The organism is Parvimonas sp. C2 (assembly GCF_035282405.1).
Lineage (GTDB): Bacteria > Bacillota > Clostridia > Tissierellales > Peptoniphilaceae > Parvimonas.
The window spans coordinates 16067-30180 of sequence record NZ_JAYKBP010000003.1 but is presented as its reverse complement, the minus strand read 5'-3'; the positions used below and the strand labels follow the sequence as shown (position 1 = coordinate 30180).

Annotated in this window: 11 protein-coding genes; 3 read left to right on the top strand and 8 right to left on the bottom strand. The window is 29.5% G+C overall.

Annotation, left to right across the window (positions count from 1 at the left end):
- Positions 1 to 46: 46 nt before the first annotated feature.
- Both pdxR and VJI95_RS05670 read left to right on the top strand, forming a co-directional pair.
- A complete protein-coding gene (gene pdxR / locus VJI95_RS05675) occupies positions 47 to 1369 on the top strand; it encodes a MocR-like pyridoxine biosynthesis transcription factor PdxR (RefSeq protein ID WP_324010567.1) in 1323 nt (440 codons plus the stop codon).
- 8 nt (positions 1370 to 1377) lie between these two features.
- Positions 1378 to 1782 (top strand): GNAT family N-acetyltransferase, encoded by a 405-nt coding sequence (locus VJI95_RS05670; RefSeq protein WP_324010566.1) that lies wholly within the window; start codon positions 1378 to 1380, stop codon positions 1780 to 1782.
- A gap of 79 nt (positions 1783 to 1861) precedes the next feature.
- Here VJI95_RS05670 and VJI95_RS05665 read toward each other — a convergent pair whose 3' ends face one another.
- From VJI95_RS05665 to adhP, 6 genes are all read right to left on the bottom strand, one after another.
- Complete coding sequence (locus VJI95_RS05665; RefSeq protein WP_324010565.1) at positions 1862 to 3289, bottom strand: carbohydrate-binding domain-containing protein; 1428 nt, start codon at positions 3287 to 3289, stop codon at positions 1862 to 1864.
- A gap of 482 nt (positions 3290 to 3771) precedes the next feature.
- Entirely contained in the window at positions 3772 to 4986 is a 1215-nt protein-coding gene (locus VJI95_RS05660; RefSeq protein WP_324010564.1) for a sensor histidine kinase, read from the bottom strand.
- Positions 4976 to 5656, bottom strand: coding sequence for a response regulator transcription factor (locus tag VJI95_RS05655; RefSeq protein ID WP_324010563.1), 681 nt, complete (start codon positions 5654 to 5656; stop codon positions 4976 to 4978). Before VJI95_RS05655 ends, VJI95_RS05660 begins: the two co-directional genes overlap by 11 nt.
- 135 nt (positions 5657 to 5791) lie before the next feature.
- Positions 5792 to 6520, bottom strand: coding sequence for a pyruvate formate-lyase-activating protein (gene pflA, locus VJI95_RS05650; RefSeq protein WP_324000090.1), 729 nt, complete (start codon positions 6518 to 6520; stop codon positions 5792 to 5794).
- 88 nt (positions 6521 to 6608) lie between these two features.
- Positions 6609 to 8855 (bottom strand): formate C-acetyltransferase, encoded by a 2247-nt coding sequence (pflB, locus tag VJI95_RS05645; protein WP_324000089.1) that lies wholly within the window; start codon positions 8853 to 8855, stop codon positions 6609 to 6611.
- A 399-nt stretch (positions 8856 to 9254) separates the two neighbouring features.
- Entirely contained in the window at positions 9255 to 10268 is a 1014-nt protein-coding gene (gene adhP, locus VJI95_RS05640; protein WP_324000087.1) for an alcohol dehydrogenase AdhP, read from the bottom strand.
- Between the two features lie 631 nt (positions 10269 to 10899).
- Between adhP and VJI95_RS05635 the strand changes: the two genes are divergently transcribed.
- Positions 10900 to 11772, top strand: a complete 873-nt coding sequence (locus VJI95_RS05635; RefSeq protein ID WP_324000085.1) for a 5'-nucleotidase, lipoprotein e(P4) family — start codon at positions 10900 to 10902, stop codon at positions 11770 to 11772.
- A 138-nt stretch (positions 11773 to 11910) separates the two neighbouring features.
- On the opposite strand, the gene VJI95_RS05630 is transcribed toward VJI95_RS05635, so the two are convergent.
- Complete coding sequence (locus VJI95_RS05630; protein ID WP_324010562.1) at positions 11911 to 12450, bottom strand: DUF1307 domain-containing protein; 540 nt, start codon at positions 12448 to 12450, stop codon at positions 11911 to 11913.
- Between the two features lie 259 nt (positions 12451 to 12709).
- Positions 12710 to 14083 carry an aminopeptidase gene (locus VJI95_RS05625; protein WP_324010561.1) on the bottom strand — a complete coding sequence of 458 codons (1374 nt, stop codon included), beginning with the start codon at positions 14081 to 14083 and terminating at the stop codon, positions 12710 to 12712.
- Between the last annotated feature and the right edge of the window lie 31 nt (positions 14084 to 14114).

Sequence of the window (14114 nt, the reverse complement as noted above, 5' to 3'; positions counted from 1 at the left end):
TGATACTGTTTGTAGTATCAAAATAATATTTTTTTATGGTGTCAGAATGTTAATATTAAAAAACGGCGTACTCTATATGCAAATATATGAGTATTTTAAAAACGAAATAATAAAAGGAAATTACAAAGCTAATAAAAAACTTCCGAGCAAGAGAAATCTTGCAAAAGAGTATAATATTTCTTTGAATACGGTAGATAATGCCTATTCAAAACTCTTGGAAGAAGGCTTTGTTTACTCAAAGGAAAGACAAGGCTTTTTCGTTTCTGATGTTGGAGAGCTTTATGTCCTAGATAGTAAGCCAATCTACATAACAAAGGAAGAAGAAAATATTGAATATGACTTCTCATACAGTGGAGTTAGCGAAGAATTTCCTTACAAGATATTCAAAAAAATATCTTCAAATATTTTTGATAACAAAGATATTTTAGAGAAAGTTGATTATCAAGGATATCTTCCGCTTAGAACTCAAATAGCTGAATATTTAGATAAGTCGAGAGGCTTTAAAGCAGACCCTTCACAAATTGTAATTTCAAGTGGTTCAGAATATCTTTTCCAAATTATTTTTAAATTGATTCCCGGAAAATTTGGAATTGAAGACCCAGGTTACAGTATGCTTTCTAATATAATGGATACAAATGATATAAATTACGAATTTATTCCAGTAGACAAAAATGGAATGGATTTAAAAAAATTAAAAAAATCAAAATCAGATTTTTGTGTTATAACTCCAGCTCATCAGTTTCCAACCGGTGTTATAATGAATATGCAAAGACGTGTTGAACTTTTGAATATGAAAAAAATAAAATATATAATTGAGGATGACTATGACAGTGAATTTAAGTATTCAAAAAGACCTGTTCCTGCGTTAAAATCAATCGATGTAAATGATAAGGTAATTTATATTGGTTCTTTTTCGAAGTCGATTTCTCCAAGTTTTAGAGTAAGTTTTATGGTTCTCCCTTTTGATTTGGTTGAAAAATACAATACTATTTTCAAATTTTTTATCTGCCCCGTTTCGATTATGGTACAAAAGATGCTTACAACTTTTATAGAAACTGGCGAGTTTGAAAAACATTTGAACAGAATGAGAAAAATTTATTCTAAAAAAAGACAATTATTAATTGATATGTTAAGTGAAAGAAAAGACATAACAATAAGAGGTGCAGATGCAGGTCTTCACGTAGTTTTAGAATATCCAAAAAGCTACTCCGAGGAATATATCGTAAAAAAAGCAAAAGAAAAAAAGATAAAAGTTTATGGACTCGGCTCTTATGGAACAAAAAGAGAAATACCTTCAATTTTACTAGGTTTTGCAACACTTAGTGATGAAAAGCTAAAAGAGGGAATAAAATTATTTCTTGAAATATAGGAGGTTTTATGGAATTTAAGGAATTTGATTATAATCAATATTTTGAAGATATAAAGAAAATATTTAAATCCGCAAATTGGTCTGCATATCTAAAAGACGATGAAAAACTAAAAAGAGCTTTTGAAAATTCACTTTGTCTTTTAGGAGCTTTTGATAATGATAAATTAATAGCTTTTATTCGTTGTGTTGGAGATAGTGAACATATACTTCTTATTCAGGATTTGATTGTTGATTCTGATTACTATAGACAGGGAATCGGAACAAAACTATTTAAGTCAGTTTCAAAAAAATATAAAGATGTTAGATCTTTTTGCCTTTTTACAGATATTCATGATATTAGAGATAATGAATTTTACAAGTCTATGAAAATGGTTAGGATTGAAGAAAAAGATATGATTTCATATATTAGATAGTTTTTAATTCCATTAAAAAAGCTGTGAATTTTTTTCACAGCTTTTTATAATCATCAGTTACTTTTTCTATCTATTTCAATTATTTTTCAACAAGTTCGGCAGATCCATAATTTATCTTATCTAAGAAAACGTCTAAAGTCTGATTTCCTGCCACTAAAGTATATTTATTATTTTCTTTTATCCCTTTTGTACTAACTATAACAGTTTGATATTCCGATTTTGGCTTATATTCCGTTAAGGTTTTTCCTGATTCGTCCAAAACTTTCAAATTGTCTTTAGTTTTTTTATCAAATTTCATCAGCATACTTCCTTGAGTTGAAGAATCTCCAAAACCTTTAACCATTGAAGAGTTTCCAGTACCTACAAAAGTTCCACCGCTTATTTTAGCAGAGTCTTCATAATTCAGCACCGAATTGTCAGCATCATTTGAACTTTCAACAACTGTCTCTCCTCCAGTTACGGAAATATCACCCTTAGAATTTAATCCATTCTTTTCGGAATAAACATTAACTTTTCCCCCACTTATTTGTATATGTAGAGAATCTGACTCAGTATCTTTTTTACTATTTGCAAATATACCATCATCTTTCGAAACAACCTGTGTGTTTCCGCCTCTTATGTCTATATTTTCACTTTCGATACCATTGTCTCCACTTTTTATCTTTAGATTTCCATTGTTTATTGTAACTTTCGAATTTGAATTTATTCCGTCTTTTCCGGCGGAAATATTAAAATTTCCATTTGCAATATACACACTACCTTTATTGTCACTTCCAGAAGCCTTTAATCCCGTACCTTTTTCGCCAGACTTGATATCATATTTCCCATCGGCTATTGCTACAGAATTTTTAGCACTTACAGTATTTCCAGCAGTGTCCATTGCATACTTACCATCCACAAAGACTACCTTATCTTGAGATACAATTCCTCTACCATAAGATGAGAAAAGATTTAAAATTCCTGTACCGTTAAAACTTAAATCACTCTTTGAAAAAATAACTGAATCCTTATTTTCCTCTTTATTATATTCTCCTTTTAGTTCCAATTTGTTATTAGTATCTGATGCTAGAGTAATAATAGTCTTTTTAGCATTTTCAACTAAAATTGGACTTCCCTTAGATGAAGAAAGATCAACCCCCTTTAAAACAAGTTTTACTTTATCGTTACTTTTTGCATTAACTACAATTTGACCATCATCAAGTTTGCCGGTTAAAATATAAGTTCCTCCAGCTGAAATAGTTATAACATTTCCAGAAACACTTATATTTTTTCCTTTTATTTTAGAAATATCACTTAAATTCAAAACTGTACTATTTTTTTCATCGACCATTGCATCATAATCATCATCGGCAAAAATATTTGACTTAGCATTTGAATTAGTTCTATTTACCTTCATATTTTGCATCGAATGTGTATTGGTTTCTTTTGTAGGTTTACTACAAGCTACCAAACAACCAGACAATATAGCCAAACTGAATAATTCAACTACCAATTTGTTAGCCTTCATATGTCCTCCTTAATACTATTTCAATACAATTAAATCATCATACATATTTTGTAATTACATTTTACAAAAGCAACCTTTGATTAACCTTAAATATATTTTTGTTTTAAAAATATTTTGAACAAAAAAATGATGTATAAAGAGATTTACATAACCAATGTATCTACAATACATTTATGAGATTTTCGCAGTCGATTGTAGCCAATTCAAAGATTTGGACAATCTTTGCATCAGACCTACTGTTGATTGTTTACAAGTAAACAATCAAATGAGATTTCTCCGCTTCACTCAGCTATACTTCGTTTCGGTCGAAATGACGTATTTGGAGAAATCTTCGATTAAGAGCTGAACGTGAATGGTAAATTATATTCAAAAAGTATTAAAAAGTTCGAAAAAATTTAAAAATTATTTAAAATTACATATTAAAGAAAACACAAAAAAGAGCTATTAACTTAATAACAGCTCTAATCTATATTATTCAATTTTTATAATTTAACTGTAAAAACAATTCTTTCTCCATCAACACTATCAGCAGAAATTTTTCCCTTATGTTTTAAAACAATTGATTGAGCGATAGAAAGCCCGATTCCGTATCCTCCAGTTTTACTATTTCTTGAACTATCTGCTCTGTAAAATCTTTCGAATAGAATATTATAATTTTTAATTTCTAAATTATCCGCTTCGTTTTCTACAGTAAATACTATTTTTTTGTTTTGTTTTTTTAGTTGTACATTTATATCACTTTTTTCTCTTGCATATTTAATAGCATTGTCGAACAAAATACCAATAACTTGTCTAATTAATTTTTCATTTCCTTTAAAAGAAATTCCATCTTCAATATCTGTTACTATATTTTTATCTAAACTTGTAGCATAGTCTTTGACGTCCATAACACAATCATTAAGCACATCTGAAAAAGAAAAATCCAGTTTTTCCAAGTCATCAGATTCTTCAAGTTTTGTAAGTGAAATCAAATTTCCGATAAGACCATTTAATCTATTTATCTGTTTATGAATATTTCCTGTCCACTTACTTTCTCCATTTTCCATTTCAAGAACATCTGCACTTGTGTTTATTATGGCTAGTGGAGTTTTTAATTCATGGCTTGCATCTGTAATAAAAGCATTTTGCTTTTCATAGGCTTGAACCATTGGTGCAACAGCCTTTTTAGATAAAATAAATGAAAAAAGTGTAACAAATCCCAATACTAAAAGACTGATAATAACACTATTCCCAAGGTTTGAATAAAATACATTATAATCTTTTACAACATCGACAAAGGCAATCAACTTCCCCTTGTCCGTATTTTCAACTATATATTTAAAACCCTTGTAATAACCACTATGTTTTCCTTTTGCCAAAACAGTTTTTGCATATTCTACAGCCTCAGACGCACTGGTAAAAAAAACATCATCTGTATTAACTGTTACAACATTTTTTTGATTGTCCGTTCTAACTGTAAAAAATCTGTTTGAAAAGTTTTTAAGATAGAGTGTCTTTTTTTCATCAGCATTTTCATTAACTACTGCAAAACTTGGCATAACTCCATTATTTTCCACCAATGTTTTTAATAATTCATCAGAACTATGGCTAATATTATAAAAATTTGCAAAATTAACAAAAGCCATTATTGCCAAAACAACAGTGGATATAATTCCAACTGAAAAATATATAAACTTTTTTCTAAGTTTACTTTCCATTTATAGCCTCCAAAGAGTAGCCAACATTTCTAGTTACTTTTATTTCAACATCTGCCTCTAGTTTTACAAGTTTCTTTCTAAGATATGAAATATAAACCCAAACAACACTTATATCAGAATCTGTATCATAACCCCATATTTTATCCATAAAAGTATCTGCTGAAATAATATTTGAAGGTGTTGACATAAGCATTTCAAGCATTTGGAATTCCTTATTTGTAAGTTTGTAGTTTCCCATTTCAGATGACAATTCAAAAGTCGTCCTATTTAAAGTAATATTTCCAAATGTTAAAACATTATCTGTAACATTTTCTTTTCTTCTAGTTATCGCTCTAAGTCTTGCAAGAAGTTCCTTAACTTCAAAAGGCTTAGTTAGATAATCATCAGCTCCACAATCAAGTCCTACAACTTTATCTTCAAGTTCAGACTTTGCAGTAAGCATAATAACCGGAATACTATTTCCATTTTCTCTTATAGTTTTTAAAACAGTAATACCATCAACTTTTGGCATCATAATATCTAAAACAACAGCATCATAATTTTCTGCTTCCAAATAAGTAAGAGCTTCCTCTCCGTCATATACAACATCAACAGAATACTTATTCCCTTTAAGGATAGCACAAAGTCCGTCTGCTAAATCAATCTCATCTTCACAAATTAAAATTCTCATAAAATCACCCCGTATTTTTTCTATACTATAACAGTATAACCTTAAAACAACTTAAAATCAAGTACTAAAAAATCACTCAATCGAGTGATTATAAATATAAAATTAAAATCTAAGTATCTTTTTCTCAAATTTTCCTTATTTAAAATTTAATTTACTTCTTACATAATTTTCCAGCATAGAAGCTTTCTCTTTATTCATTGCTGGTACACCTTTTAGTTTGTAATCTTTTCCAAGTTCTTTATACTTTTCAACTCCCATTATATGATATGGTAAAATTTCAACTCTTTCAATTTTATCTCTATACGGTTTGATTATTTCAATAAGCTTATCCATTGATTCCTTATTGTCCGTAAAACCGGGAACCATAACATGTCTAAACCAAATTTTCCCTTTAAAATATTTATCTATATATTCTAAAAATTTATAAAAACCATCCATTTTTTGTTTTACCATTTCTATATAACCTTGGTTTGAAAAACTTTTTACATCTAAAAGAATTGTATCAGTATTTTCTAAAATTTCTTTAAAATATTTTTCATTTCCATAACCACTTGTATCCACGCAAGTATTATAACCATTTTCTTTTAACAATTTTAGAGTTTCAGCAAGAAATTCTCCTTGTAAAAGAGGCTCTCCACCAGAAAAAGTTATTCCACCATTATCTCTATAATAGGTCTTATATCTTTTGGCTTTAGACAGCACAAAATCAGGCGTTATCTCCGTACCGCCTTGCAATGCTTGAGTATCTGGGTTATGACAGTAAAGGCATCTAAGAGGACAACCTTGTAAAAAGAAAATTGTTCTTATGCCTGGTCCGTCAACAAGCCCCATTGTTTCAATTGAATGTAACCTGCCTATTACCATAAAATCACCTTTTAATTATTAAAAAAATGTAGAAAAAACAAAGCAGGACAACCTGCTTTGTTTAATTTATCATTTACTTTGCAACTTCTTAACGACTTTCATGGAAAGTTCTGTGAATTACTTCCATTTGTTGTTCTTTTGTAAGTCTGTTAAATCTAACTGCATATCCAGAAACACGAATTGTTAAGTTTGGATATTTTTCTGGATGATCATAAGCATCCATTAAAGTTGCTCTATCAAGTACATTAACATTTAAATGGAATGCTAATTGTTCAAAATAACCGTCCATTAAGTTTGTTAAATTAACTTTTCTTTCATCTTCACTCTTTCCTAAAGCTGTTGGAACTATTGAGAATGTATTTGAAATACCATCTTGACAACATCCTGCAAAAGGAATTTTTGCAACTGAGTTAAGTGATGCGATTGCACCTGTCTTATCTCTTCCATGCATTGGGTTAGCTCCTGGTGCGAATGGTTCGCCTTTCTTTCTTCCGTCAGGAGTTGTTCCTGTCTTCTTACCATAAACTACATTTGAAGTTATAGTTAAGATTGAAAGTGTATGTTCAGAATTTCTATAAGTAGGAGTTTTTCTAAGTTCTTCCATAAATCCTTCGATAACTTCTACTCCTATTGAGTCAACTCTGTCATCATCGTTTCCGTAAGTTGGGAAATCTCCTTCAATTTCAAAGTCAATAGCTAATCCATTTTCATCTCTGATTGGTTTAACTTTTGCATATTTAATTGCACTTAATGAGTCAGCTACGATTGAAATGCCAGCTACACCAAATGCCATATATCTGTGAACAAAAGTATCATGTAGAGCCATTTGTCCAGCTTCATAAGCATATTTATCATGCATGTAGTGAATTGTATTCATTGTATTTACATAAAGTTTTGCAACTTTTTCTAAAACTAATTTGTAATTAGCATAAACTTTGTCAAAATCTAAAACTTCATCTTTAATTGGTTCAATACCATCTAAAACTTTGATTAAAGAGCCATCTTTTGCTCTCTTCATTTCATCAACACCACCGTTAATAGCGTAAAGAAGTGATTTTGCAAGATTTGCTCTAGCTCCAAAGAATTGCATTTGTTTTCCGATTACCATTGAAGATACACAACAAGCTATTGCATAGTCATCACCATGAACTGGTCTCATTGCATCATCATTTTCATATTGTAATGAACCTGTTTGGATACTCATCTTTGAACAATAATTTTTCCAACCTTCTGGTAAATCTAAACTCCAAAGAACTGTCATATTTGGTTCTGGTGAAGAATCTAAATTAGTTAAAGTGTGTAAAATTCTAAAAGCTGTCTTAGTAACTAATGTTCTTCCATCAAGACCCATACCACCTAGAGATTCAGTAACCCAAGTAGGATCTCCTGCGAATAAATCATCATATTCAGGAGTTCTTAAATGTCTCATCATTCTAAGTTTCATAACGAATTGGTCAATTAATTCTTGAGCTTCACTTTCTGTTAAAGTTCCTTCTTCAATATCTCTCTTGATGTAGATGTCTAAGAAACCACCATTTCTACCAAGACTCATTGCAGCACCGTTATTTTCCTTAACAGCTGCTAAATAAGCAAAGTATAACCATTGAATAGCTTCTTTAGCATTTGTAGCTGGAACAGAAATATCATATCCATATTCCATAGCCATTTTCTTCATTTCGTCTAAAGCTCTGTATTGTTCAGAAAGTTCTTCTCTAAGTCTTATTATATCTTCTGAAGCTAATTCACTTTCCAATTTTTTATATTCATTTAATTTGTCAGCTCTTAATCTGTCAATTCCATAAAGAGCAACTCTTCTATAATCTCCGATAATTCTTCCACGTCCATAAGCATCAGGAAGTCCTGTTAAAAGACCAACAGTTCTAGCTTTTCTCATTTGAGAAGTATAAGCATCAAATACTCCTTGATTGTGAGTTTTTCTGAATTGATTGAAATATTTTTCAATTGTTGGATCCATCTTTAATCCATAAGCATCTAAAGAATTTGTAACCATTCTATATCCACCATAAGGATTTACGATTCTCTTCATCGGTTCGTCAGTTTGGAAACCTACAATCAATTCATTTTCTTTATCCAAATAACCCGCAGGAAAATTATTAATTCCTGAAACTCTTGTAGTATCAACTTTAACAGTTTTTGATCTAACTTCTTCTAAGATTAAGTCTTCGGCTTTTTTCCATAAGTTCTTAGTTCTTTCTGTTGGTTCAGCTAAGAAACTTTCATCTCCTTCATAAGGTGTGTAGTTCAATTGAATGAAATCTCTAGTATCAATATTTTCACTCCAATTACCTTTTTTAAAACCTCTCCATGCGTCCATAATATCATCTCCTAAAATTTATATTAATTACGTAAACTTATTTACTATATTTATAGTATATACCCAACAAAAGCTTTAGTCAGTGATTACAATCACAAAAATAGTATATTTTCAAACATTTTCATAAAATTTTCAAAAAAAATTATACTTTATAAAAACATATTTGAATTCCTATACATACTATACAATATAATTTATCAATTTTTCTGAATCGTTTTCATTATACACAACAACATATTTATATTTTTAACAAATTTAAGTACCATTATATAGTAGTTAAATAAAAATAACTTAAAAACATCTACTCTATCATTTGAGTATTTGACTAAATTAAAATTTCCAAAATTTTATTTTACAACAAAAAGGGGCTCAACGCCCCTTTTTGAAAGTAAATTTATTTTACATTTTCATATCTATAACCATACGGCCTGTGATAACTCCATCTTCCATTTCTTTGAAAATAGCAGGGGCATCTTCTATTGGACGTTTTTTAACAACTGGAACAACCATTCCTTCTGCGCCGAATTGGAATGCTTCTTCTAAGTCTTTTCTTGTTCCTACTAATGAACCTATAATTTCAATTCCGTCAAGAACAGTTTTAACTATAGATACATCCATAGTTTCTGAAGGTAATCCAACAGCTACAACTATTCCTGCTGCTCTTACTGAATCAATAGCTTGGTTAAAAGCAACTTTTGAAACAGCTGTAACAACAGCTGAATGACAACCACCTGTTTTTTCTTTAATTACTTCAACAGGATTTTCTTTAAGTCCATTTATAACAATATCTGCACCACATTCTTTTGCAAGAGCAAGTTTATCATCGTTTATATCAACAGCTACAACATGAGCATTAAAAACTTTCTTTGCATATTGAACAGCTAGGTTTCCAAGTCCACCTGCTCCATATAAAGCAATCCATTGACCTGGTTTTAAATTTGCAGCTTTTATTGCAGCATAGCAAGTAACACCTGCACAAGTAATACTACTTGCTTGAGCTGGATCTAATCCATCAGGTACCTTAACAGCATAATCAGCTGTTACGATACATTGTGTTGCCATTGCACCATCAACTGAATATCCAGCATTTTTTACAGTTCTACAAAGAGTTTCTTTTCCTGTATTACAATATTCACAGCAACCACAGCCTTCATAGAACCATGCAACACTTACTCTGTCTCCAATTTTTAAAGATTTAACACCTTCTCCAAGTTCCTTTACAATACCAACACCTTCATGTCCTAGAACACGGCCTGGAACTTTTCCAAAATCTCCCTTTGCAACATGTAAATCAGTATGACAAACTCCACAGTACTCAACATCTATCAATGCTTCTCCGTAACCCGGTTTTCTTATATCTCTTTCAACCAATTCAACCCAAGTTCCTTCTTTATTAACAACTACAGCTTTCATAAAAAACCTCCTTAACTTAAAACTGTTTCCAACAATCTCAAAAATAATAAATAAATTTTAAATATTCTTTGAAATTATTTTTCATTACATTTTTATTATAACTCTAACAGCAAACGATGTCAACAATTTTTAACAAAATATTTTAAAAATTTTGTGATTTATGATGTTGTTTATATTTTTAACAAATATTATTCTTATATAAAAATATATTTCTAATTTTTATTCAAACTCTTTTGCTCTTAAATCATATTGCAAACTACACTTATTCCCAATTATAGCGAATGATTTAAAGCCTTATAATTAACTTATTCACAAAGAAATATTTTTAAAATTTTTTATATAAAATGCTAATTTTTTAAAATATTTTTTTGTTGCAAGAAAAACGTTTTTATTTTTGGCTTGATAAATATATTAATTATTAAATATAAAATATAATAAAAATTTACTTCTGTATGTTAAATTTAATTATTGTAAAAAATCTTGAAATTTATTTTTTAAAATGGTAAACTAATATAAGAAAAAAAACTACCTTTCATCTGTACTTCATATCGGGTGGATATCTGGGAACCTTGTTGTTTCACAACAAGATAAGATTATTTTTGTAAGATTGTAATAAATTTAGGAGGATAATATGTTTAAGAAAAAATCTAGTTTATTACTAGCTATGCTGTTATTATTAAGTGCTTGTTCAGCACCTGCTAAGAAAGAAGAAACACCTAAACAGCAAACTGAAACTCAAGATAAGAAAGATAATGTTAATCTGCCTAATCAGGGTTTAATGGCAGTTACTTGGTATCAAACTTCTGCTGAAGCCAAAGCACTTTACACTCAAGGATATAATGCAGCTAAGAAGTCATTAGAAGAAAAAATTAAAAATAAAGCTAAAGGCGAAAAATTAGCTGTTGTTTTGGATTTAGATGAAACTGTCCTTGACAACTCACCTATTCAAGCTTATTATGCAATAAATGGAAAATCCTATCCAGAAGGATGGCATGAATGGGTTATGTATGCTAAAGCAGAAGTTGTTTATGGAGCAAAAGAATTTTTAGACTTTGCACATAAAAATGGTGTTGGAATTTATTATGTAACTGATAGAAATGCTGAAACTGAATTTGAAGCTACTAAGAAAAATCTTTTGGAAAAAGGACTTCCTCTACAATCAGATGCAAACTTGATGTTAAGAGCCAAAGGAGAAAAAGGCAAGGACGAAAGACGTAAAAAAATCGAAGAAACTCATAAGATTGTTATGTTAGTTGGAGATAATTTACATGACTTCGCAACTCCTGAAGATGGATCATTAAAAGGAAGAGATAAATTCGTCAAGGATCATGCAAAAGACTGGGGAGATAAATATATAATGTTACCAAATCCAATGTATGGAAGCTGGGAAGGGACTTTATATAATAATAATTTTAAAAAGTCTGATGAAGAAAAAGATAAACTTAGAAAATCAGCTCTAAAAGTATTTAATGTTGAAAAGAATACGGTTGAAGAGCATAAATAGATAAAAAAATTACAATTTTACAATGAAATAAAAATTAAGCTGTTAAGTGAAAAATCATTTAACAGCTTTTTTAAATAAAAATCTGTAAACAAAAAGCATCTATCCAAAAAGATAAATGCTTTTTTGTTATTTATGATTCTATTTATTTTCTCTGTATCCATTTTGTATAAGATTAATTTCAAAAGCTTTAAGACTCTTAAAATTATTAGCATTTAATGTCCCTCCAAGAATTCCACTCTTATTAAATTTATCTACATCCATTTTAGCAACATCTACAACAATAGTCATCACAACATTTTTATTCTCTATTTTAACTTCACTTTTAACAGAATCTCCTAAAGTAGCAAAAACCTGTTTTTGCTTATCTATTACTGCATTAGCATCTTGATCATTTTTAATTTTAAGTTTTTCAAAACTTATAACACTCTTCATTGTAATCTTTTTAACTTCGTCATTTTTATATTCTACTACAAATTCTTTAGTGTTATTATCTTTTGAAAAAGTTTTAACACTTTTCTCTTTTTCGGCTGTTTTTTTATTATTTTCTTCTATTTCTTTTTTTGTATCTTCCTGATTTGCCACTTTAAGAACTTTTTTATTTCCTCCAGAGCAAGCAACAATTCCCATTGAAATAGTTAAAAGCATAAGGATAGTCAATATTTTTTTTAATCTTTTCATATTTTTCCTCCTAAAAAAATATATTTTATTTTATCAAAATCACGATAAAATACTTTACACTTATAATTAAATAAGTTCAAACTCATTATACCATATAATTTATAATTGCACAATTTTTAATAACATTTTAAAAACATAAAGTCCATATTAGATATTTAATTGCTTTGATAAAAAATAAATAATATTTAGAAAGTATAAAATTTATTTTTTATTAATATAAAAAAGGTGCTAAGTTAAACTTAACACCCTTCTCTTTTTATTATAACATAAATGCCTTATATGCTTTGTAACTCATATACACATCTATTTTACTTGTAACTTCATATGGTGAGTGCATACTCAATGTAGCAGGGCCAGCATCTAAAACTTCTGCACCATATTTTGCAAGAAGTAATGCTATTGTTCCCCCGCCACCTTGGTCAACTTTACCAAGTTCTGCAGTTTGCCATACAACATTATTTTCTTTAAATACTTTTCTAACTTCTGCTAAAAATTCAGCATTTGCATCACTTGAACCGAATTTTCCACCACTTCCAGTATATTTACAAATTGAAATACCTGAACCGATAAATGCAGAGTTCATTTGTTCACAAACATCAGGAAAGTCAGGATCAAATCCTGCTGCAACATCTGCAGATAAAACTTTTGAATTCTTTAATGAACGATTAACTTTTAATTGGCAAAATTCTCCTTCTAGATTTACAAGTTCAGTCATTGTGTTTTCCCAGAAATATGATGCCATACCTGTATTACCCATTGAGCCTATTTCTTCTTTATCCATAAATAATCCACAAGCAGTTCTCTTCGGATTTTCAATTTCAAAAATAGCACGCATTGTTGTAAAAGCACATACTCTATCATCTTGACCATATCCTAAAACCATTGATCTGTCAAGACCTAAATCTCTTGCAACTCCAGCAGGTACAATTTCTAATTCTGCAATTTTGAAATCTTCTTCTTCAAAATTATATTTTTCTTTTATCAATTTTAAAACATTTTCTTTAACAGCGTCTTTTTCAGTATCCTTTAAAGGCATATTGCCCATTAGAATATTCATTTGTTCTCCAACTAATGCTTCACGAGCTGTTTTAGCCAATTGATTTTTAGATAAGTGAATCAATAAATCTGTTACACAAAATACAGGATCGTCCTTATCTTCTCCAATATGTATATCAATTTTTTCTCCAGCTGAATTGTAAACAACCCCATGAATTGCTAAAGGAATTGTTGCGTATTGATATAATTTAACTCCACCATAGTAATGAGTTTTTAATTTTGTTAAATTATTCGCTTCATACAAAGGATTTTGTTTAACATCTAAACGTGGACTGTCAATATGTGCCCCAACGATATTCAATCCATTTTCTAAAGGTTCAGTTCCCATCACAAAAAGAGCAACTGACTTATTCTTATGATTTAGATAAAATTTATCTCCTGCTTTAAATTTTTTACCGGATTTGTAAAGTTCTTCTAAATCTCTAAATCCCTTTTCTTTTGCTTGACGAATAATTTCTGCACAAGCAAGTCTTTCTGTTTTTGATACTGATAAAAACTTTTTGTAATCTTCACAAAAACTAAAAACTAAATCTTTTTCTGCATCTTCAATTTGTAACCATGCACTCTTGTTAGTCATAACCTTCCTCCTAATATAAATTTTTTACAAA